This window comes from Streptomyces sp. 378 (assembly GCF_030124145.1).
Taxonomy (GTDB): Bacteria; Actinomycetota; Actinomycetes; order Streptomycetales; family Streptomycetaceae; genus Streptomyces.
Map to the genome: position 1 here is coordinate 95,987 of NZ_JASKMS010000003.1, position 21,519 is coordinate 117,505.

At 71.4% G+C, this 21,519-nt stretch carries 18 protein-coding genes and 1 pseudogene; 8 read left to right on the top strand and 11 right to left on the bottom strand.

The window, feature by feature from the left end; translation table 11 throughout:
• Nucleotides 1-28 precede the first annotated feature (28 nt).
• The 3 genes from QNO09_RS05595 to ppdK form a co-directional block, all read right to left on the bottom strand.
• Entirely contained in the window at nt 29-661 is a 633-nt protein-coding gene (locus QNO09_RS05595) for a CBS domain-containing protein (RefSeq protein WP_283968916.1), read from the bottom strand.
• Nucleotides 662-739: 78 nt separating this feature from the next.
• A complete protein-coding gene (locus QNO09_RS05600) occupies nt 740-1,123 on the bottom strand; it encodes a hypothetical protein (protein ID WP_283968917.1) in 384 nt (127 codons plus the stop codon).
• A gap of 143 nt (nt 1,124-1,266) precedes the next feature.
• Entirely contained in the window at nt 1,267-3,963 is a 2,697-nt protein-coding gene (gene ppdK / locus QNO09_RS05605) for a pyruvate, phosphate dikinase (protein WP_283968918.1), read from the bottom strand.
• A 254-nt stretch (nt 3,964-4,217) separates the two neighbouring features.
• On the opposite strand from ppdK, the gene QNO09_RS05610 reads away from it, so the two are divergent.
• From QNO09_RS05610 to QNO09_RS05630, 5 genes are all read left to right on the top strand, one after another.
• Nucleotides 4,218-5,150, top strand: a complete 933-nt coding sequence (locus tag QNO09_RS05610) for a universal stress protein (RefSeq protein ID WP_283968919.1) — start codon at nt 4,218-4,220, stop codon at nt 5,148-5,150.
• A 228-nt stretch (nt 5,151-5,378) separates the two neighbouring features.
• Complete coding sequence (pflB, locus tag QNO09_RS05615; protein ID WP_283968920.1) at nt 5,379-7,637, top strand: formate C-acetyltransferase; 2,259 nt, start codon at nt 5,379-5,381, stop codon at nt 7,635-7,637.
• A complete protein-coding gene (gene pflA / locus QNO09_RS05620; RefSeq protein WP_283968921.1) occupies nt 7,634-8,398 on the top strand; it encodes a pyruvate formate-lyase-activating protein in 765 nt (254 codons plus the stop codon). Before pflB ends, pflA begins: the two co-directional genes overlap by 4 nt.
• Nucleotides 8,399-8,515: 117 nt before the next feature.
• Nucleotides 8,516-9,508, top strand: a complete 993-nt coding sequence (locus QNO09_RS05625) for an Acg family FMN-binding oxidoreductase (protein WP_283968922.1) — start codon at nt 8,516-8,518, stop codon at nt 9,506-9,508.
• Between the two features lie 487 nt (nt 9,509-9,995).
• Nucleotides 9,996-10,883 carry a universal stress protein gene (locus QNO09_RS05630; protein WP_283968923.1) on the top strand — a complete coding sequence of 296 codons (888 nt, stop codon included), beginning with the start codon at nt 9,996-9,998 and terminating at the stop codon, nt 10,881-10,883.
• Here QNO09_RS05630 and QNO09_RS05635 read toward each other — a convergent pair.
• The 4 genes and pseudogenes from QNO09_RS05635 to QNO09_RS05650 all read right to left on the bottom strand — a co-directional run bounded on the left by QNO09_RS05635 (nt 10,877) and on the right by QNO09_RS05650 (nt 14,957).
• On the bottom strand, nt 10,877-12,205 hold the full coding sequence (locus tag QNO09_RS05635) for an AAA family ATPase (RefSeq protein ID WP_502962247.1): 1,329 nt from the start codon (nt 12,203-12,205) through the stop codon (nt 10,877-10,879). The genes QNO09_RS05630 and QNO09_RS05635 overlap by 7 nt on opposite strands.
• Nucleotides 12,206-12,234: 29 nt before the next feature.
• Complete coding sequence (locus QNO09_RS05640; RefSeq protein ID WP_283968924.1) at nt 12,235-13,728, bottom strand: NUDIX domain-containing protein; 1,494 nt, start codon at nt 13,726-13,728, stop codon at nt 12,235-12,237.
• Between the two features lie 341 nt (nt 13,729-14,069).
• Nucleotides 14,070-14,267 (bottom strand): annotated as a pseudogene (locus QNO09_RS05645) (ATP-binding cassette domain-containing protein); the annotation flags it as partial.
• 162 nt (nt 14,268-14,429) lie between these two features.
• A complete protein-coding gene (locus tag QNO09_RS05650; protein WP_283968925.1) occupies nt 14,430-14,957 on the bottom strand; it encodes a hypothetical protein in 528 nt (175 codons plus the stop codon).
• Between the two features lie 347 nt (nt 14,958-15,304).
• Between QNO09_RS05650 and QNO09_RS05655 the strand changes: the two genes are divergently transcribed.
• From QNO09_RS05655 to QNO09_RS05665, 3 genes are read left to right on the top strand one after another with little or no spacing between them, the layout of a single operon-like run.
• Nucleotides 15,305-15,724 carry a DUF1622 domain-containing protein gene (locus QNO09_RS05655; protein WP_283968926.1) on the top strand — a complete coding sequence of 140 codons (420 nt, stop codon included), beginning with the start codon at nt 15,305-15,307 and terminating at the stop codon, nt 15,722-15,724.
• A complete protein-coding gene (locus tag QNO09_RS05660; protein WP_283968927.1) occupies nt 15,721-16,011 on the top strand; it encodes a DUF1622 domain-containing protein in 291 nt (96 codons plus the stop codon). The genes QNO09_RS05655 and QNO09_RS05660 overlap by 4 nt, the downstream gene beginning before the upstream one ends.
• The gene (locus QNO09_RS05665) at nt 16,008-16,895 is read left to right on the top strand and encodes a potassium channel family protein (protein WP_283968928.1); all 888 of its coding nucleotides are present in this window, start codon (nt 16,008-16,010) and stop codon (nt 16,893-16,895) included. The genes QNO09_RS05660 and QNO09_RS05665 overlap by 4 nt, the downstream gene beginning before the upstream one ends.
• Nucleotides 16,896-17,023: 128 nt before the next feature.
• On the opposite strand, the gene QNO09_RS05670 is transcribed toward QNO09_RS05665, so the two are convergent.
• The 4 genes from QNO09_RS05670 to QNO09_RS05685 all read right to left on the bottom strand — a co-directional run bounded on the left by QNO09_RS05670 (nt 17,024) and on the right by QNO09_RS05685 (nt 21,460).
• Nucleotides 17,024-17,290, bottom strand: coding sequence for a hypothetical protein (locus tag QNO09_RS05670; RefSeq protein WP_283968929.1), 267 nt, complete (start codon nt 17,288-17,290; stop codon nt 17,024-17,026).
• 51 nt (nt 17,291-17,341) lie between these two features.
• The gene (locus QNO09_RS05675) at nt 17,342-17,572 is read right to left on the bottom strand and encodes a YrhK family protein (protein ID WP_283968930.1); all 231 of its coding nucleotides are present in this window, start codon (nt 17,570-17,572) and stop codon (nt 17,342-17,344) included.
• Nucleotides 17,573-17,669: 97 nt separating this feature from the next.
• Nucleotides 17,670-18,707, bottom strand: a complete 1,038-nt coding sequence (locus QNO09_RS05680; protein WP_283968931.1) for a S1C family serine protease — start codon at nt 18,705-18,707, stop codon at nt 17,670-17,672.
• Nucleotides 18,708-19,051: 344 nt separating this feature from the next.
• Nucleotides 19,052-21,460 (bottom strand): SpoIIE family protein phosphatase, encoded by a 2,409-nt coding sequence (locus tag QNO09_RS05685; RefSeq protein WP_283968932.1) that lies wholly within the window; start codon nt 21,458-21,460, stop codon nt 19,052-19,054.
• Nucleotides 21,461-21,519 lie beyond the last annotated feature (59 nt).

Sequence of the window (21,519 nt, forward strand, 5' to 3'; positions counted from 1 at the left end):
GGGCGACACGTCCGTCACCGGGGTCCGGTCACCCGGGCACACTGGGTACGGAGCAGTCGTCGTCGAGGAACGTCAATCCGTTGACCACTCCTACGACGCCTTCGAGCCGCCACACCGAGTGGACGGCCTCCGGGACCTGACTGCGCAGTTCCACGCGGCCGTCGAGCGTGACGACGCCGTCCCGGACGGAGACGCGGACCGCGTCGGGTGGCAGCCCCAGGCCACCGACGAGGACCTCCTCGGTCACCTGGCGCCGGATGTCATCGTCCGTGCGCAGGAAGACCCGGAGCAGGTCGCGGCGCGTGGCGATGCCGATGAGGCGGTCCTCCTCGTCCACCACGGGCAGCCGCTCGACGCCGCAGCGCTCCATCAGCCGTGCCGCGTCCGGGACGGACTGCTCCGGATGCACGGTGATCGCCGGTGCCGACATCAGGTCCTGCGCCGTGACGGCACGGGCCGGGGCCCGGCCCGCCCTGTTCGCCTGGGCGCGTACCAGGTCGGTCCCGGAGACCACGCCGAGCACCTTGTCGTCGTCGTCGACGACGGGCAGCCCGCTGATCCGGTGGTGGTCGAGCAGCCGGACGACCTCCTTGAACGGTGTCGTCCGGCAGGCCTGGACGACGTCGCTGGTCATCACTTCACCGACGGTGTGGGATGTCACGGTGGCTCCTCCTTCACCAGCGCGGGGCGGACGGGAGGGGATCGGCCGACCCCCTCCGTACCACGCCGCCCGGCGTTCCTAACGCTGCTGACCACCGCGCCACGGCGGTGGTGTGGCGGTCCTGCGGGCTGCGTCCCGGCGGTGCGCGGCGCGTTCCGTGCGGCTGCGCAACCGGTCCTGCAGACGATCGGCGAGCTCCCGGGCGCTCGCCTCACGGGCGTGCACGACGACGAGGTCGCCGCCCACCTGAATCTCGGCGCCGGCGGACCAGGGAAGCTCGACGTGGTGGGCCGCCTCCCTGGTGACACGCACCTCGCCGCTGACGGGCGGAAGCCCGGGACGGTCCAGCACGGCGTCGACCTTCTCCCGGACGTAGGCGAGCGACTCCTCGTCCACGTCGCCCTCCGCCCGCACGCGTACGGAGGCGGTGCCGCCTTCGGTGCCGGTGTTCTTGGCAGTCATGTGCTCCACTCCTGATCGTTCGTGGTGATCGTTTTTGGCGCGCCTCAAGACTGCTGCGTGCGCCGCCCCGGTCCCAGGGCCGGCCGGCCTCGGGAGACGGGGCCGTGGGTCCGGCCACTGGCTGTCGTCGGGCCCCCGGGGCGTCACCGGCTGTCGCTCACGTCGGTCTCCTCCAGCGCGGCCCGTCCCGCCTCCAGGCGGGCGACCGGGACCCGGAAGGGCGAGCAGGAGACGTAGTCCAGGCCGGTGGTGTGGAAGAAGTGCACCGAGTCGGGGTCGCCGCCGTGCTCGCCGCACACGCCGATCTTCAGGTCCGGCCGGGTGGCGCGGCCCTCGGCGACAGCCATCCGGACCAGTCGGCCCACCCCGTCCCGGTCGAGCGTCTCGAACGGGGAGACGGGGAAGACGCCCTTGTCGAGGTAGGCGGAGAAGAACTCCGCCTCGACGTCGTCGCGGGAGAAGCCCCAGGTCGTTTGGGTGAGGTCGTTGGTGCCGAACGAGAAGAACTCGGCCTCCGCGGCGATCCGGTCCGCCGTCAGCGCCGCCCGGGGCAGCTCGATCATGGTCCCCACGGGGCAGCTGACGGGGACGCCGGACGCGGCGGAGACGTCGCCCAGTACCCGCTCCACCTCCTCGCGGACGATCCGCAGTTCGCGGACGTCCCCGACGAGCGGAACCATGATCTCCGCCCGGGGGCTGCCGCCGGCCCGTGTCCTCTCCGCGACGGCCTCGCCGATCGCCCGCACCTGCATGGCGACCAGACCGGGAACGACCAGGCCGAGGCGCACGCCCCGCAGCCCGAGCATGGGGTTCTCCTCGTGCATCCGGTTCACCGCGCTCAGCAGTTCGACGTCGTGCGCGGCCGGCAGGTCGCCGCGCGCCTCGGCGGCGGCGATCCGCACCGCGAGCTCCGTGCGGTCGGGCAGGAACTCATGCAGCGGCGGGTCCAGCAGGCGGATGGTGACCGGCAGGCCGTCCATGGCCTCCAGGATGCCGCTGAAGTCCTCCCGCTGGAGCGGCAGGAGCGCCGCCAGGGCCCGGTCGCGGGCACCGTCCGTGCCGGCCAGGATCATCTCCTCGACCAGCTTGCGTCGCTCCCCGAGGAACATGTGCTCGGTGCGGCACAGCCCGATGCCCTGCGCACCGAACCGGCGCGCGCGGGCGGCGTCCTCGGGGGTATCGGCGTTGGCTCGCACCTCCAGCCGCCGCACGGTGTCGGCCCGGGCCAGCGCGCGGGTCACCGCGTCGACGACCCTGGCCGACCCCTCATCGCCGGCACCCGACTCCAGGAACCGCATGACCGCCGAGTCCACCAGCGGCACCGGCCCCGGGTACACGGCGCCGGCGGAACCGTCCACGGAGATCACCGTGCCTTCCTCGACGACGGTGCCGTCGGGGGCGGTGAAGCGCCGGGCCTCGACGTCGACGGAGAGTTCCTCGGCACCGCACACGCAGACCTTGCCCATGCCGCGCGCCACCACGGCAGCGTGGCTGGTCTTGCCGCCCCGGCTGGTGAGCACCGCCTGGGCGGCGATCATGCCGGGCAGGTCGTCGGGGGTCGTCTCCTGGCGGACGAGGACCACCTTCTCGCCGGCCGCGGCACGCCGTACCGCCTCGGCGGAGTGGAAGACCACCGCGCCGACCGCGGCACCGGGTGAAGCCGGGAGGCCATGGGCGAGCGGATCGCCCATCGCCGAGGTGTCGAAGCGAGGGAACATCAGCCGGGCCAGTTCCTCGCCGCTCACCCGGGCGAGGCTCTCGTCCGGGGTGATGAGTCCCTCGTCGGCGAGTTCGGCTGCGATGGCGAAGGCGGCCTCGGCGGTCCGCTTGCCGACCCGGGTCTGCAGCATCCACAACCTGCCGCGCTCGATCGTGAACTCGATGTCGCACAGGTCCCGGTAGTGCCGCTCAAGGGTCCGCATGTGCTCGCACAGCCGGGCGTACGAGTGCGGGTCCAGGCGTTCCAGCTCGGCCAGGGGCACGGTGTTGCGGATGCCGGCGACGACGTCCTCGCCCTGCGCGTTGGGCAGGTAGTCGCCGTACAGGCCGGGGCGTCCGGTGGCCGGGTCGCGGGTGAAGGCGACGCCGCTGCCCGAGTCGGGGCCGAGGTTGCCGAAGACCATGCACTGCACGGTGACGGCGGTGCCCAGGTCGTCGGGGATGTGCTCGCGCCGCCGGTACAGGCGCGCCCGCTCGCCGTTCCAGGACTGGAAGACGGCCAGGACCGCCCGGCGCAGCTGCTCGGCGGGGGACTGCGGGAAGTGCTCGCCGGTCTCCAGGTGGATGATGTTCTTGTACGTCTCGACCAGCTGGGCGAGGTCGGCGGCGTCCAGGTGCACGTCGTCCGGGGCGCCGCGCAGGTCCTTGAGCAGGGCGATGGCGCGCTCGAACAGGGCTGGGTCGACGCCCATGACCGTACTGCCGAACATCTGGATCAGTCGGCGGTAGGAGTCCCAGGCGAAGCGTTCACTGCCCGAGACCTTGGCCAGGCCCAGCACGGAGTCGTCGTTCAGGCCGATGTCGAGGATCGTCTCCATCATGCCGGGCATGGAGAAACGCGCCCCGGAACGGACGGAGAGCAGCAGCGGATCGTCCGGCTGCCCCAGCAGCCGGCCCGCGGCCGTCTCGACGGTCGTCAGGTGCTCGGAGACCTCCTGCCACATGCCCACGGGCTCGCCGCCGCTGGCGAGGAAGGCCCGGCAGGCCTCGGTGGTGATGACGAACCCAGGAGGGACGGGCAGTCCGAGCCGGGTCATCTCGGCCAGGTTGGAGCCCTTGCCGCCGAGCAGGCCGGCCATGTCCCGGCCGCCCTGTGCGAAGTCGTACACGTAACGGGCCATGACGCTGTGCTCCTCAGCTGTGGGGACCTGTCGAGTTCCAGCGTCGAACGGCGAGCGTGCCGGCGCGAGGTGCCGTCAGGCCCGGGCCGGGGGCCGATGGGCCCCGTCCCGGGCCGCCGGAACCGCGCCCGCCATTCGATGGGGGCGAAGGGGCCCGCGCACAGGGCGTGCGGCCCTGGGCATTCGCTTCCCGCGCGAGGAGGCTCGAAGCCGTCAGGAGAACCGGAGGGTCCGGGCTCCGGGAGGGACGTGCGATGTTCTGCAACGTCGTAGTGGGAGTCGACGGATCACCCGCGAGCCTGGCGGCCGCGCACTGGGCGGCTCACGAGGCCTCGCGCCGCGGCACCGGGCTGGCTGTCGTGCACGCCTGGCGCCGCCACCCCCATCCCGCACCGTACGTGCCCAGGGACCGTACCGAGCACGACTGGGCCGAGCAGACACTCCGGGATGCCGTCGACAGCGTCCGCGCGGCCCACCCCGGGCTGCGGATCGTCGACCGCCTCGTGTGCGACGCGCCGGTCGCCGCCCTGGTCGCCGCCGCCGCGGAGGCCGAGCTGCTGGTCCTCGGATCACTCGGTATGGGCAGGGTGAGCGGGTTCGTCATGGGATCCGTGTCCCAGCGCGTGGTGGCCCGGTCGACGCGGCCCGTGGTGCTGGTGAGGGCGGGGCTGAGCGCAGCCGACGAGCATGTGCCGGCCGCGGACGGCATCGCACCGGAGGAGATCCTCGAGACGCCGTACCGCGCGGTCGTCCTGGGTCTGGACGTCCAGCACCCGTGTGACGAACTGATCGAGTTCGCCTTCGACGCCGCCCGGCGGCGCGGCACCGCCCTGCGTGTCGTCCACGCGTTCCGGACGCCGCCGCGACCCGCCTCTGATCCGTCGTTGGTCACACCGCCGACCGTCCCGTCGGTCCCGGTGGCCGGGCCGGAAGCGCTCGCGGCCGGGGAGCACGCGGTGGTGGCGGCACTGCGCCCGTGGTGCGAGAAGTATCCGACCGTTTTTGTGACCGAGACGGTGACCGCCGGCCGGGCCGCCACCCTCTTGGTGCACGCCGCGCGCGACGCCGGATTGCTCGTGGTGGGGCGCCGCACGAGCGGGGGCCGGCTCGGTGCCCACACCGGTCCGGTGACCCACGCCGTCCTGCACCACGCCGCCTGCCCCGTCGTCGTGGTCCCGCACGTCTGAACTCACCTGCGGTCGACTGCTCGCCCGCCCCAGGGCCTCGTCGGCTCTGCTCGTCCGCGCCCTGATCGACGCGCAGCAGTGCCTGTGGGTGGGCCGAACGTCCCGGCCGACCCGGGCCGGACGGGACCGGTGCGGTGCCCTGTCCGGCACTGCCCCCTGCCACTGCGGACGACGAGCATCGACAACGAGAAGAACAGTGAGAAAGCCCGCCCAGGGAGAGGACCTGCGATGACCGCGACCGTGACAGCCGGCCCCCGGACCGCCGACGCCTGGCGGCAGTACGCCGGAACCAAGTGGCGTGAGCGCATCGACGTGCGCGACTTCATCCAGGCGAACTACACGCCCTACGAAGGCGACGCGACCTTCCTGGCCGGGCCCACGCACCGCACCCGCGCGGTCTGGGAGAAGGTCAGCGCACTCTTCCCGGAGGAGCGGCGCCGCGGCATCCACGACGTCGACACCGCGACCCCCTCCACGATCACCTCGCACGCCCCCGGCTGGATCGACCGGGACCGCGAGTTGATCGTGGGCCTGCAGACCGACGCTCCGCTCAAGCGCGCCATCATGCCGAACGGCGGCCTGCGCATGGTGGAGAACGGACTGCGGGCCTACGGCTACGAGGCCGACCCGTTCGTGTCCAGGGTCTTCGGCACCTACCGCAGGACCCACAACGACGGCGTGTTCGACGCCTACACCCCCGAGATGCGCGCCGCCCGCAAGGCCGGGATCATCACCGGTCTGCCGGACGCCTACGGCCGCGGCCGGATCATCGGCGACTACCGACGCGTGGCCCTCTACGGCACCGACCGCCTCATCGCGGCCAAGCGGGCTGAACGCGCCCTGCTGGACGCGCGGCCCTCCAGCGCGGACGTCATCCGGGACCGTGAGGAACTGGCCGAGCAGATCCGCGCGCTGGGCGAGCTGACGCAGATGGCCGCTTCCTACGGCTGCGACGTCGCCCGCCCGGCCACCACCGCGCACGAGGCCGTCCAGTGGCTCTACCTCGGCTATCTGGCCGCCGTGAAGGAACAGAACGGCGCGGCGATGTCCCTGGGCCGCACCTCCACCTTCCTCGACGTCTACCTCCAGCGCGACCTCGACGAGGGCCTCCTCGACGAGACCCGTGCCCAGGAGCTGATCGACGACTTCGTTATCAAACTCCGCATCGTGCGCTTCCTGCGCACCCCCGAGTACGACGCCCTGTTCTCCGGCGACCCGACCTGGGTGACCGAGTCCATCGGCGGTATCGGCACCGACGGCCGCCCGCTGGTCACCCGCACCTCCTTCCGCTTCCTGCAGACCCTCTACAACCTCGGCCCGGCCCCTGAGCCGAACCTGACCGTGCTGTGGTCGCCCCGGCTGCCGGACGGCTTCAAGGAGTTCTGCGCGCAGGTGTCCATCGACACCAGCGCCGTGCAGTACGAGTCCGACGACCTGATGCGGCCCCGCACAGGAGACGACACCGCGATCGCCTGCTGCGTCTCCGCCATGGCGGTCGGCAAGCAGATGCAGTTCTTCGGAGCCCGGGTCAACCTGGCCAAGGCCCTCCTGTACGCCGTCAACGGCGGCCGGGACGAGATGACCGGCGAACAGATCGCCCCCGCAACGCCCCCGCTGACCGGCGAGTACCTCGACTACGACGAGCTGTCGGCGGCCTACGACCGGACGCTGGACTGGCTGGCGGAGACGTACGTCGACGCGCTCAACGTCATCCACTACATGCACGACAAGTACGCCTACGAGCGCATCGAGATGGCCCTGCACGACCACCCCGTGCACCGCTTCATGGCCTGCGGCATCGCCGGGCTCTCCGTCGCCGCGGACAGCCTGTCGGCCGTGAAGTACGCCCGGGTGAAGGTGTTCCGTGACGCGAACGGTCTGGCGGTGGACTTCCGGACCGAGGGCGAGTTCCCGGCGTACGGCAACAACGACGACCGAGCGGACTCCCTCGCCGTCGCCCTGGTGGAGTCGTTCATGGCGAAGGTGCGCAGGCACCCCACCTACCGGAACGCCGAGCACACTCAGTCGGTGCTGACCATCACGTCCAACGTCGTCTACGGCAAGCACACCGGCAACACTCCCGACGGCCGTCGCGCCGGACAGCCCTTCGCGCCCGGCGCCAACCCGATGAACGGCCGTGACCGGCACGGGGTGGCGGCGTCCGCGCTGTCGGTGGCCAAGCTGCCGTACGAGCAGGCCCGCGACGGCATCTCGCTGACCACAACGATCACTCCCGAGGGGCTGGGGCACCACCCGGGCGAGCGCGCCGCGCACCTGGTCGGCATCCTCGACGCCTACATGGCGTCCGGCGGCTTCCACATGAACGTCAACGTCCTGGACCGGGCCGTCCTGGAGGACGCCATGGAACACCCGGAGAAGTACCCCGAGCTGACGATCCGGGTCTCCGGGTACGCCGTCAACTTCGTTCGCCTGACCCGCGAGCAGCAGCTCGACGTGATCAGCCGTACCTTCCACGGAGCGCTGTGAACACCGCGACCGACCGTACGACGGGACTCGGCCGGACGACCGGCCGGATCCACTCCTGGGACCTGTCCACCGGCGTGGACGGTCCCGGGACCCGGTTCGTCCTGTTCGTCAACGGTTGTCCGCTGCGCTGCCTGTACTGCGCCAACCCCGACACCTGGCACCTGCGGGACGGCCGGGAGGCCACGGTCGACGAGGTGATGGCCGAGATCGAGAAGTTCCGCCCCTTCGTCATCACGGCCGGAGGCGGCGTGACGATCACCGGCGGCGAGCCACTGCTCCAGCCCGCCTTCACGGCGGCGGTGCTGCGTCGCTGCAAGGAGGCCGGACTGCACACCGCCCTGGACACCTCCGGTTTCCTCGGCGCCCGTGCCACCGACGAACTGCTGACCGACACGGACCTCGTGCTGCTGGACATCAAGTCCTTCGATGCCGGCACCTACCGGAAGCTGACCGGCGGCGATCTCGGGCCCACTCTCAGCTTCGCCACCCGCCTGAACCGGCTCGGAGCGCCGATGTGGATCCGCTACGTCCTGGTACCCGGCTGGACCGACGACCCACGCGCCGTAGAGGGACTCGCCCGCTTCCTGTGGGGCCTCGGCAACGTCGAACGGGTCGACGTCCTGCCGTTCCACAAGCTCGGCGCGGGCAAGTACGAGGCACTGGGCATTCCCTTCCCCCTGCGGGACAACCCGGTTCCGGACGCCGCGCTGGTGGACCGAGTGCGAGGTCAGTTCCGCGAGCGCGGTCTGGCGGCTTACTGATGACACTCATGCCGGCGTCCGTCTGCACTCGTGGTCCTGATCCCCCCGGCACACCGATCGGCTCGCTGGGGTACCCGTGCTGTGACCGCCCCTGACCGGGGCGGCGAGGAGGATGCCATGGCTGAGCGACCACTCGACGAGAAGACAGTGACCACGCTGGTGGCCGAGGCCACGGCGGCGCCGTCCATGCACAACGCGCAGCCGTGGCGCTTTCGCTACCTGAGTGGCGAGCGCGTCCTGCAGCTGCGGGCCGACCCCGACCGGGCCATGCCCCGGTCCGACCCCGACAACCGGGCGCTGCACATCGGGTGCGGGGCAGCTCTGCTCAACCTGCGTGTCGCCGCGGCGCACGCGGATCTCGCTCCCGAGACGACGCTGCTGCCCGAGCCGGACGACCCGCTGCTGCTCGCCGCCGTACGTCTGCCCGACCCGATCGGGAGCGTGCGGGACGAGGAGCTGGCGCGGCTGCACCCGGCAATCCGGCAGCGGCACACCAGCCGCCATCCCTTCGCCGAGAAGGGCATCCCCGAGACCGTGCGGACCACCTTGCAGGAAGCGGCGGCGCGGGAGGGGGCGACGCTGTCCTTCCCCGGCCCCTGGCATGCCGAAACCGTGCTCGACCTGGTCCGCGACGCCGAGAGCCGCGACAGCGTGTACCCGGACGCCGACCAAGACCTGGTCCGCTGGACCCGGCTCGGAGCGGAGGCGGACACCGCAGTCGACGGCGTCCCCGAGTACGCCTTCGGCCCGCGCAGGCGCGACGGCAAAGCCCCAGTGCGGGACTTCTCCGGACGCCGGCCGGTGGCCGACCGCGGCACCACCGCCTTCGAGCACACCCCGCACCTGTCCCTGCTGAGCACCCGCCGCGAGGGTCCCGCCGACTGGCTGCGCGCGGGTCAGGCCCTCGAACGCGTCCTCCTTGAGGCCACCCTGGCCGACCTGGCCACCTCCCTGACCTCGCACGCGCTGGAGGATCGCGAGCTGCGTCTGCTGGCCCGTGACCCGGCCTCGGGCATCGGGCAGGTGCAGATGGTGCTGCGACTTGGCTACGGGCCGCGAGGCCCGGCGACCCCGCGCCGACCGGTGCGGGACGTCCTGGACATCACGTAGCCAGGCGCAGGGGCCGCACGACGGGTGCTCGGTGTGTGCGGCCTGTGTCGAGGCCGCCGCCGGCGACCCGGCCCCCCTTGCTCAGCGGTGCCTGTCGAGCCGTTCCCGGGCGGCCCACCAGGCGCCCAGCACACCAGCACGGCCGTCGTCGAGCCGCACTGTGGTGGACGAGCCCGCCTAGCTGTCGGCTGCCGCCTGGGTGGTGCCGGACTTGAGGGTGTCGTCGGACGCGTCCATCGCACGGTTGCGCGCACGCGATTGTCGGCCATCTGCCCGGCGAAACGGAACACCGACACCGGACGCCTGATCCACGTGCACCAGGGCCCTGTGGCCCTGCCCTCGGGACCGGACGGGTCACAGTCCTGCCCGCCCGGTTCCGGCCAGTGCCGGTTGGCCCTGGTGGCGGCCACTCGGCCCAAAGCCAGCGGAGCCTGGGCGGGGTGAACTTGAAGGTGACAGCTAACAATCATCTGTATGAGGAGGCATGGTGAGTGGTCTTGTTGTCGTGGGTGTGGACGGTTCGGCGTCGAGTCTGGCCGCAGTGGAGGTCGCCGCAGGGGAGGCGCGGTCACGCGGGGCGGGGCTGAGAGTGGTACACGCGTTTGTCTGGCCCGCGATGCACGTACCGTTGGGGCCGTCGCCGCTGGGACCGCCGGAGGGCGGGCTGCGGAACATGGTCGATCGCCTGGTGACCGAAGCGGTCGAGCGGGCGCGGGCGGTGGCGCCGGACATCCATGTCAGTCATGTGGTGCTGACCGGTGAGCCGTTGACGGTTCTCGAGGCGCAGTCGCGTGCCGCGGAGTTGATGGTGATCGGTTCCCGGGGCATGGGCGGGTTCGTCGGGCTGCTGGTGGGCTCGACGGCGGTGCATCTGGCGGCGCACGGCCGGTGTCCGGTACTCGTCGTGCGCGAGCAGCCGCACGCCGACGGTCCGATCGTGCTGGGCGTCGACGGCTCGGCCGCGGGGCAGAAGGCGGTGGATTTCGCCTTCGCCGAGGCCGCCCTGCGGAACGCGCCGTTGGTGGCGCTCAACACCTGGACCACGTGGAATGCGCCGATGCCCGCCCCGCAGGATCCGTCAGAGCCGTACGCGAACCCCCCGGGAGCGCTGGCCGAGGAGGAGGAGCGGCTGCTCGCCGAGGCGCTCGCCGGCCGTCAGGAGCGCTACCCCGGTGTGGCGGTGCAACACCGGGTGGTGCACGGCGGGACGAGGGAGGCGCTGATCGAGGCGAGCCGGTCCGCTCAGCTGCTGGTGGTCGGCGCCCGGGGACGCGGCGGCTTCGCCGGGCTGCTCCTGGGGTCGGTCAGCCAGGCCCTCCTGCACCACGCGCACTGCCCGGTCGCGGTGGTACGGGGCACGACAGAGCGTCACTGAGGGCGCCGGTCGTGGGGTCCGGAAGCGGGCCCCGCGACCGTGGCGGGCAACGGGGCTGTGGCGCGGGTGGGGGCGAAACGGGTGAGGACGGGTCCGCAGACGGCCAGGAGCATCACATAAGTGGTGACCAGGGCTCCGAGGCGGTCCTGGGCGGGACCGGCCAGGCCGATGATGACGACGGAGAACTCTCCGCGGGCGATGAGCGCGGTTCCGGCCCGCAGCCGGCCGCGGCGGCCCGCACCGTCGCGGCCGGCTGCGTACCAGCCGGTGGCCAGCTTCGTGGCCGCGCCGACCTGGAAGGCATTGACGCGGGTGCCGAGGTCGAGTTCGTGGCCGTCCTGGTCGACGAGGGTTACGTCCACGGCCGCGCCGGCGGAGTGGGGCGCGATCTCCGGCGGCGAGACGTACCGGCTGGCGGCCTGGTGCAGCTGCTCAGCCGTCCAGCCGGGGTGAGCGGAGGCCAGCTCGTTTCGGTACTCGGTGAAGTAGTGCTGCTGTAGGGCCAGCGGCCGGTAGCCCTCGATGAACAGCAGGTCGGTGCCGGCGGGCAGGAGCGAGCGGGCGTTCTCCAGCCGGGCGAGGACGCCCTCGCGGACGTGGGCGAACGCGCCCAGTGGATCTTGCTTGCGGGGATCGACGCGGAAGCTGTGGTCACGCACGTCGACGAGCGGCTCCCCGCACTCGCGCACCGTGATCGCGGCGACCCGTGGATCGGACATCAACACCAGAGGGTTCATCGAGTCTCCCCGCGACGGTTTGCACTGCGGTGGCGGGATGGGGGAGGCAGCGGCCAGGTCGGTTTCGCCCATGATTCGCGCGGCGGTGTCCTGCAGCGTGCTGTCGGCCGGGATCACGGTCTCCAGACCGCCGGGCAGCAGATCCAGCTCGCGGTACCAGGAGGCGAGGTGGCTGTCGGTGACTTCCGTCAGGTACGCGGCATCCGCCTTCGACGCGTGTCGGACAAACGTCGATTCCAGCGGCACGTCCAGGTAGTAGCAGCGGGAGACACCGCGGTGGTCCCGCACCAGAGACGTGATCAAGTGGCTGTAGCGGTCGGCGTACAGGATCCCCTCAAGCACCACGTGAAAGCCGGCGTTCAGTGCTTCGCGCGCGATCCTGCCCAGCAGGGCGATGTTGGCGCCACGCGCGGTGTCGTGTTCCCTGAGCACGTTCCGGCGGATCACGTCCTGGCCCACGACCGCGATACCGCGGCCGTAGTGATCTCGCAGGCCCTGGGCCACGCTTGACTTGCCTGACGCCGAGTTGCCGCGGATCACCACCAGACGGGTGTCATCACGGCCGACCGCAGTTGCAGTGGACACACGACGGTGTGCGCCGCTCGGAGTGCCGGTCATGTGCGCCAGCCCGTCTCGCTGTACAGGTCCCCGTTCTGGATCTTTGCGATGGCTTGGCGGGTGTAGGAAACGAGGTTGTCGGGCAGCGCGGCGGGATCCCAGAACGTCCACTGGGTGCACTTGTCCGGCTCGCGCAGTTCCGGCTCGCCGGTCCACGTGCGAGCGCGGAAGAACAAGCCCACGCGGGGCCGGTCCCCAGCGCGGTCGATGTGGTGGACGACATGGACGAGTTCGACGTCCCGGCGCTCGACGCGCAGTCCGGCTTCCTCCCGTGCCTCCCTGATCAGGCAGGTGATGGCGCTCTCCTGCTCGCAGTGGCCGGCCAGGACGTGCCAGGTGGACGGCGCGAACGCGGAGTCGGGGTGGCGCAGCCCGAGCAGCACCGTCCCGTCGGGCCGCTCCAGGTAGAGGTGGACGCCGATGACGTTGAGGACCGTGCCGTGCGGCGAAGCTGGGCGGCGCTCCTCGTGCGACGAGAGCCCGCTCTGCGACGCAGTGCTGGAAGCGTTGGCCGGGAGGCTGGCGGCGTGGCGCCGTACGAGATCGCTGGTGGTGTCTGCGATGCGCAGGCGGTGGAGGTCGTCGAGGGCGAACCAGGCCAGCATCACCCCTTCCGTCAGACGGAGTTCGCGGGGATCGCCGTTCCAGCGGCCGGCGTAGATGGCGATGGGCACGCTCGCGCCGGCGTCGTCGGAGGCGTACTCGGTGCCGAACGGGGTCAGGTCGGCGATGTCGAGGCCGGCTTCCTCGGCCAGTTCCCGCCGCACGGTGTGTTCCAGGGTGGCGTCCTGGGGCTCTCGACCGCCGCCCAGCAGGGACCACATGCCCGGCTCCCAGATCCGGCCGGGGAAGTAGTCGCGCAGGTGGAGCAGGTACTCGCCTCGGTCGTTGTAGATCAGGGCGGAGGCGTTGGCCGCATCCGGTTCGGTCTTGGGCGGGAGCTTGAGCAGCTTCTCGCGCAGTGAGGGGGAGGACACCCTGTCCACGGGACGCCACTCGATGCCGCCGACCTCTCCTTCCTGCAGCACCACGGGCACATCTGTTGAGGGGTGCAGGCGGAAGAGGAACCGGAGGTCGAAGTGCTGGTGGCCGGGTTCGCCTTTGCCTGGGTGGGCGTCGATGTCGTGGATGTCGATGTCGAACGGCACTGCCTCATAGCCGGGCCACGGTGCCACGGCCTGCGGCGGGATCCCGGTCTCCTCGTGGAGCTCCCGCAGCGCCGCTGATGCCAGGGACTCGTCGGTGGGCTCGGGGTGTCCGCCGGGGGCGAGGACCTTCCCGCTCGCCAGGGGCAGCACGTGCAGGACGCGGCCGAGCGGGTCGACGACCATCGCGCCGCAGGTGACGTGTCCGGTGAAGGTGGAGCGGCAGGCGATGTCGGTGGGACGTTCGAGGGCGGCAAGGAGGACACCGAGCTGCTCGCGCTCGTGAGGGTGGCGAGCGAGGTAGGTCTCGACGGTGGTGCGGATGTGGTCGTGCGACAACGGCATGGGGCTACCTCAGAGGGGCGTGGAGCGGGAGGAGTCGAGGCGGGGTGCGTGTTCGGGTCAGCTCAGCCGCATCCCCTCCACAGGGATCTCCTCGATGGCGGCGGAGCGAGCGGTGGGCAGGCCCCCACCGCTCGCGTGCCGTCTCCGCCGCGAGCTGGGCTTGCCGCGCGCCGGGCGGGCCCCAGCCCAGCAGGGCGGCTGCCTGGGCGGGGGTGGCGAGCAGGCGGGCGAAGGGGTGGCCGGAGGCGGGGTCGACGGCCGCCGGCCCGATGCCGGTGACCCGGGCGGCCAGGCGGAGCCGGGCATTGGGCCCCACTCCGCCGCAGACCTCGCCGGTCTCGTGTGATGTTGTCGCGCATCGTCAGCGGCAGGTACGTGAACTTCTGCGGCACCAGCGCGACGTGCTTCCACAACCCCCACGGGTCCAGGTACGCGGTGGAGGCGTGGTCCCAGGCCACGTCGCCTTCGGTGGGCAGCAGCAGCTCGCACAGTAGGCGCGAGAGGGTCGTCTTGCCGGAGCCGTTCTCCCCGACCAGCGCCCTCTCGAACACCGGCCTCCTGCGGTTCGTCGTCCGGCGCGGTCCCCTTGGGGGGTTGCGGCGGCTGGTCCTGAGTGATGGCCGAGGTCATCGTTCCCCCTAGGACGGTCGCTGCGGCAGAGTCGTGAGGTCTAACGACACGGCTGCGATATCGAACACACGTCATTCGGTCGTGCTGGGGAGCCCGCTATTTCCTGCGTCGGGGGACCCTGCGGGCGCGGGATCCCTGGTCTGGCTTGGAGCGCCTGCGGGCAGGAAATGGCCGAAACGCCGACACCGCCAAACAGCGTGGGCAGCACGGCGGGCCATCCCGGTCGTCCCCTCCTGGCCGGGATCTGGTTCGGCCTGCAGCAGCCTTTCCAGCTCTGTTTCGGCGTGGCCGACCGCGCCCGTCAGAGCCTCATGGTGGTGGGCGGACAGGACGCCGGATCCCAGTCCGGCCGCGGCGATCACCGCGTTGAGCGCGTCTGTCGCCCCGTCGTCCAGGGCAGACGCGGCGACGGGGTGGTGCAGTGCGTCTCGTGCGGCGTAGGCGTCGAGTCGGGCGACGCTGACGACGGAGTCGACTACGCGGGCGGCATGTCGTCCGGTGCGGTCCAGGTCCAGGGCTGACAGGCCCGTCCGGTCCAGGCCCTGCTCCATCAGGGCCATGATCTTGATCTGGCGGCCATGGAGGAGCCGGTTGCCCATGCCGCGACGCTGGGCCATGGCGTCGGCCGCATCGGTTCACCGCCCGATCCGGGCGAGGGCGCAGGCGCCGGCCACGAGCAGGGTGACGTCAACATACAGGTCAGGCGCACATGTGGTGAGGCAACACAGTTCGAGGGTTGGCTCTGCGTGCGGCCACTATGCCGACTCGCGGAAGGGTGGTTCAGCGACTCGAAGCCGCTCGCAACGAGTGCCGGCCGGGACGCGTAGTCCGGGATGATCCGACGGTGCGGTGCGGATGCCGGACCCATCGGTATCGAGTGCGGACGAGCGGTGCGGATGCCGGACCCATCGGTATCGAGTGCGGACGGGCGGGTACTCAATCGATCATGATTTTGTCGCTGGAGTTGTTGCCCGAGTCCGCGCTGCGCGAGGCGATCGGCTTCCTCGTGCGGCTGATCGAGTCGGCCGGTGCTCTGATCATCTTCGTGGGAGCGGTCTGGGCGTTCTGGCGGTTCGTGTCCTCGGGCCTGCGCGGCGGTGGCCGGGTCGAGGAGTTCAACCGCATCCGGTTGGGACTGGGACGCTTCCTGGTCCTCGGACTCGAGTTCCAGCTGGCGGGTGATGTGCTGCGCACGGCGGTGGCGCCGAGCTTCACCGAGATCGGTCAGCTCGCCGCCATCGCGGCCATCCGTACCGCGTTGAACTACTTCCTGGGCCGGGAGATCGCGCAGGAGCGCGCCGAGCTGCGGAACACCGAATCGTCCCGGTCTCACGCCGGGCACGACGGTGAGGGGAAGAAGACGTGAGCGAGTGGCTGAACGCCGCCGCTGTGCTGATCACCGCGTTCGGGCTCCTGTCGGCCGTGGCGGCCTACCGGACAGTGCGCGCCGTCGGCTCCGCCCTGGCGGTGCTGCTCGACTTCCTGGTCGCCGCCGGTCTCGTCCGCCTCGCCGGCGACCTGTCCTGGGACGGCATCCTGCTCGCGGCTGCCGTCGTCGCCGTACGAAAACTCATCAGCGTGGGACTGGCCACCGCGCGCCACACCGCAGGAGTGTCGGTGCGCGGCGTTCTGCATCCGGAGGGACGCAGGTGAGCGGGGGAGCGGGCTGGCTCGTCACACTGATCGGCGCGATACTCGCCGTGGCCGTCCTGCGGGACGTGTTCCACACCCTGTGGCGCCCCACGGGGCGGGGGGAGGCGAGCAGGTGGGTGACAGCCGGGCTGTGGCGGTTGGCCCGCCGGATCGACGTCGGCGGCCGGGTCGTCTCGGTGACCGGTCCGCTGGCGCTGGCCATGGTGGCCGCCCTCTGGACCATGACGATGATCCTGGGCTGGGCGCTGATCTACTGGCCGCACCTGCCGGGCGGCTTCTCCTACTCCAGCGACCTGAACCCGGCGCAACGCACCGGATTCCTCGACGCGCTGTACCTGTCCGCGGTCACGGTGGCCACCCTGGGGTTCGGCGACATCGTTCCGGCCGACGGCTGGCTGCGCATCGCCGCACCTCTTGAAGCGCTCATCGGCTTCGCCCTGCTCACGGCCGTCGTCTCCTGGATCTCCCAGGTGTATCCCGCGGTCACCCGCCGCAGGACCCTCGCCCTGCGTCTGGCGATACTGCGGAGGGCCGGGCACCCCGCCGACCGGTTCGGCCCCACCATGACGGCGAGCCTGCTGACGAGCCTCGCCGCCGACGTGACGCAGGTCCGGGTCGATCTCAACCAGCACGCCGAGGCCTACTACTTCCACGATGCCGAGGACGACACGTCCCTGGCCGCGATGGCGGGCTACGCCGCTGACCTGGCCGTCCAGGGGCAGATGTCAGCCAGCGTCGAGGTCCGCACCGGCGCCGCCCTCCTCGGCCGTGCCCTGGAAGACTTCACCAGGGTTCTGAACCGGGAGTTCCTCCGTCTGGACACGGACGACGCCATGACGATCCTGCACGCCTACGCGACCGACCGCAGGCGGCGACTGGCCTGACCCGGCCGAGCGGATCTTTCGTCTTTCAACCGAGCACTCCGACGACCGGGATTCGGCGGCGGTGGCCCGGCCGTGTCAGCGCGGCATCGTGCTCGTGAGCGTGCCGAGCCAGGCGGCGAAGACCAGTGCTATCGCGCAGCCGCGGCATGGCGTTTGAGCAGGTCGGGCCGCAGCGAGGCATACCGGGCTTCGTACGTGCCGCGGAGCTGTTCGGCCCGCGCGACCGTCGTGCGGAGCATCCGGCGGGTCAGTTCGAGTCGATGGTGCACGTAGACCTGTGCCACCTCCTCGCACTGCGCGCTGGTGAGCCAGTCCAGTGCGGCGCACAGGGCGGCTGCTTCGTCCCGAGCCGCCGTGCGGTGACCGTGCGTGTCTCGGGCGCCTTGCCGCAGCACGGGGCAATCCGGTTGGAGCTGGTGATCACGCCCCTGCCCCGGCCGGCGTGCTCAACCGGGGGAACCGCGGCTCCTGCGAGCGTGCCGGACGAACACCTCTCCCACGGTCCCGACGAACATGCCCAGCGAACCGGCCACGAAAAGCCACAGAGCGACCCGCTCCAGACTGGGGAACAGGAAGAACACACTCCCCACCAGGAACGTGGTGTTGCCGAATCCGCCGATGATCAGGTGGATCAGCGGGAAGTCCTGGAGCAGATACCTCTTGAATCGGGTCGACAAGCCGTGTCCCTCCCGGAGTTGGTCGTGTGCTGTGCGCAACAGGACCGGTGGGTACCACCCCGGCACAGGAGGAAAACACCTCGACGGCTCGTGATGATCAGGGGCTCCTGAGGGTCTCGAGGGTCATCCGCACGGTGTGGGAGCTTCCCGCCCGGTCGTAGGTGAGGGAGACCTTGTCGCCGGGGCTGTGGGCGGCCAGTGCCTCGGCGAGCGTCTGCACGGAGGAGATCCGCGTGTCGCCGAGGTTCGTGATGATGTCGCCGGGTCGCAGGCCGGCCTCGTCCGCGGCGCCGCCTTCCGCGACGGTGACGATGGCCGCGCCCGCCGGAGCGGAGTCGGTTTCCAGGACGGTGCGCACCGTGACACCGAGCGCGGCGCGTCCGCTGCTGGTCACCCTGCCGTCTTCGATCAACTGGTCCGCGATGCGGGTGACGGCGGAGCTGGGGATGGCGAAGCCGATGCCGGGGGCGGCCCCGCCGAGTCGCTGGTCGACGGCGCCCAGGGTGTTGATGCCGATCACCCGGCTGGAGAGGTCGACCAGCGCACCACCGCTGTTGCCGGGGTTGATGGCGGCCGACGTCTGCACCATGTTGGGGATCGAGCCGGGCGCCGAGCCGCCGTCGGCGGGCCTGGAGACGGTTCGGCCGATGGCGGAGACGATGCCCTGGGTGACACTGCTGGACAGCCCCAGGGGATTGCCCATGGCGAGCACGATCTGTCCGACCTCGACCTCCTTGCTGTCGGCGAACGTCGCCGGGCGCAGTCCGGACGGCGGGTTCTCCAGACGGATGACGGCAAGGTCGTTGGCTGCGTAGCGGCCGACCAGTTCGGCCTGAAGGGGCTGCTGGCGGTCGGCGAGATCGACGGTGAAGCGGCGTTGCTCGCCGACGACATGGGCATTGGTGACGATGTGGCCCTGCTTGTCGTAGACGACGCCGGAGCCCAGCCCGCCCTCGGTCGTGATCTCCACGACCGAGGGAAGGACGTCGTTCACGACACGCATGTAGTCGCTCTGCAGCTCGCTGCTCGCCGAACGCTCTTCAACGGGCGGGGAAGTGCCGGCCGTGCTCTTCGGGGAGTCGGCGGAGCCGCTGGTGCATGACACCGCCAGCACCGCGAGCAGCCCCGCCGCCACACCGCTCCGCCTCCGGCGCGCCCGACTCCGGCGTGCGGGGGACGCGGGGGGTACGGCAGGGGCATGGGGGCGGTCCTGGAAGATCACGGCGCGCTCCTGTCGGGCTGGGGACACTCGGGCAGCGTGCGGAAACGGGGCGGGGCGTCCGGGTGGGGTGCCCGGTCGGATCATCGGGGCGTGCCCTGACCGCCTCGCGGAGGCGGCACGACGGTGGAGCGGCCGTCCGCGGGCAGAAGGCCGTCACCGGGTGCACCCACCTCGCCGCACCCTGGTACCCCGCACGTCACCCTTCACCCGCACGGCAGGCCGCGCTGTCGGTGCCCGGCAGCGTTACCGCAGGTGGCCTACCCGGAGGCGAGTGGTTGCTCGGCCCAGACGGTCTTGCCGTCGCGGCTGTAGCGGGTACCCCACCGCTCCGTCATCTGGGCCACCAGGAAAAGACCGCGACCCCCTTCGTCAGTGCTGCCGGCCCGGCGCAGGTGCGGCGAGGTATGGCTGCCGTCGCTGACCTCGCAGACCAGAGACCGCTCGCGGATCAACCGCAGGGTCACCGGATCGCTGGCGTAACGGTAGGCATTGGTCACCAGTTCGCTGACGACCAGCTCGGTGGTGAACGTGAGGTGTTCCAGTCCCCATTCGGCCAGTTTCGCGGTGACGAGCGACCTGGCCCGGGTGGCCGCGGTGGCCTCCTGGGGCAGCTGCCAGGAGGCGACGTTCCGTTCCGGGAGGACACGGGTGCGAGCGATGACCAGAGCGATGTCGTCGGCCGGACGAGCGGGCACCAGAGCGTCCACGACCGCCTGGCACGTCTCCTCCAAGGGGTCCGCGGGGCGGCTCACGGCCGCACACAGCCGTGCCAGGCTCTCGTCGGCGTCCAGGGTGCGCTCGCCGATCAGCCCGTTGGTGTAGAGCGTGATCAGGCTGCCCTCGGCCAGCTCGAACTCCCGCGCTTCGAAGGGCAGACCGCCCAGGCCGAGCGGCGGGCCGGCGGGCAGGTCGAGCAACTCCGCCCGGCCGTCCGGGCTCGTCACCACCGGCGGCGGATGGCCGGCGCGCGCAGCGGAACAGCGCCGCGAGATGGGGTCGTAGACGGCGTACAGGCATGTCGCGCTGACAGTCTGCTGGGTGGCCGGACGTTCCCGGGCCGTCTCCACCTCGGCCGCCAGCAGGTTCACCAGGTCGTCGAGGCGGGACAGCACCTCGTCGGGTTCCAGGTCCAGGCTGGCCAGAGTGTGAACGGCCGTACGCAGCCGGCCCATGGTGGCGGCCGCGTGCAGGCCGCGGCCGACCACGTCGCCGACGACGAGGGCGACCCTCGCCCCGGACAGGGGAATGACATCGAACCAGTCACCGCCCAGGCCCGGGCCCGCGGCGGCCGGCAGATAGCGAGGCGTCGCCTCGATGGCCGGCTGCTGGGGCACCGCGCTGGGGAGGAGACTGCTCTGCAAGGTGAGCGAGGTCTGCTGCTGCTGGGCGAAGCGCCGGGCGTTGTCGATGGACAGGGCGGCGCGTGCGGCGAGCTCCGACGCCAGGGTCAGATCATCGGCTTCGAAGGAATCGGGCCGCCGCGAGCGCCACAGGCTCATCACGCCCAGCACCAGGCCCCGGGCTGCCAACGGAACAACGATCAGGGAGTGCGCGCCGGGTGGCACGGCCTGGCCCGTGCCCGGCTCCAGGGACCACAGCGCGGACGGAAGCGCGGGTGCCAGGACAGGGCGGCCGTCGGTCAGGCACCTGGCCTGAGGCGTGCCCGGCGCGTAGTCGAGCGGCTCTTCCCGCGGGGCGCGCGGGCAGTGCTCCTGCCCGCCGGCGCTGCACATGGCCACCCGCACCACGGGCTCCATCAGGGCGCGTGCCGGTTCATCCCCCCGGACGACCGGATCCAGCAGATCCACCGAGGCGTGGTCGGCGAGGTGAGGGACGAGCACGTCGGTGAGTTCCCACGCGGTCTGCCCCATGTCCAGGGTCGTACCGACGTGCGAGCTGGCCTCGGCGAGGAGGGCCAGCCGCCGCTGGGCACGGTGGCGGTCGGTGATGTCCTCGATCATCTCGGCCACCCCCAGCACCCGGCCCGCGGGATCCGTCATGGGGAAGGACGACACCGATACGACGCGTTCTCGCGCCGGGTCCCGCTCCAGGCGGGCGTACTGCTCGGAGTAGACCAACGACCTCCCGGTCCGCAGCACCCGGCGCACGCGGTCCACGGCCTTACGCGCGTCGTCCGGGACGAGCAGAACCCCGACGGGCCTGTCCCGGAGCTCGGCGGCCGTGACCCCGGCGAACCGCTCGATCGCCCGGTTGACCCGCAGAATCCGCATGTCGGGACCGTGCACGACCAGGCCGACGGGGCACCGTCGGTACAACCCGTCGAGAACCGCGCGGTCCCTCCGCCACTCCAGGACATCGGCCGCGGGCGCCCCGGCGAGACACCACTCGCGGGCATCGCCCCGTGAGAACTCGGAGACCCTGAGCCCCAGTTCCACCTGCTCGCCGCCGCGGTGCCGCACCGTCAGCATCCCGAACCAGACACCGGCTTTCCGGCAGGCCGCCGCGGCATCCCTGACGGCCGGCAGATCGCGGGGGTCCACCAGGACCTCGAAGGCCGAGCGGCCGATCACCTCGGGGCCCGGGTAACCGGTGAGGTCCTGGGCACGCCGGCTCCATCCCACCACGGTTCCCAGGTCGTCGAGTACCCCCAGGGCGGCCAGTTGCAGGCCGAGCGGATCGTCATCGCTCTCGCTGAGCTCCCTCACCCGCTTCTCCACTGCCGTACACCCCTCACACCCCTCGCCGTGTCCGCCGGGACTGCCCG

Bases quoted from the DNA above. Each gene is read 5' to 3' on its own strand.
- QNO09_RS05600 (WP_283968917.1), bottom strand. From the start codon at position 1,123: ATGACTGCCAAGAACACCGGCACCGAAGGCGGCACCGCCTCCGTACGC.
- ppdK (WP_283968918.1), bottom strand. From the start codon at position 3,963: ATGGCCCGTTACGTGTACGACTTCGCACAGGGCGGCCGGGACATGGCC.
- QNO09_RS05610 (WP_283968919.1), top strand. From the start codon at position 4,218: ATGTTCTGCAACGTCGTAGTGGGAGTCGACGGATCACCCGCGAGCCTG.
- pflB (WP_283968920.1), top strand. From the start codon at position 5,379: ATGACCGCGACCGTGACAGCCGGCCCCCGGACCGCCGACGCCTGGCGG.
- QNO09_RS05625 (WP_283968922.1), top strand. From the start codon at position 8,516: ATGGCTGAGCGACCACTCGACGAGAAGACAGTGACCACGCTGGTGGCC.
- QNO09_RS05640 (WP_283968924.1), bottom strand. From the start codon at position 13,728: ATGCCGTTGTCGCACGACCACATCCGCACCACCGTCGAGACCTACCTC.
- QNO09_RS05650 (WP_283968925.1), bottom strand. From the start codon at position 14,957: ATGGGCAACCGGCTCCTCCATGGCCGCCAGATCAAGATCATGGCCCTG.
- QNO09_RS05655 (WP_283968926.1), top strand. From the start codon at position 15,305: ATGATTTTGTCGCTGGAGTTGTTGCCCGAGTCCGCGCTGCGCGAGGCG.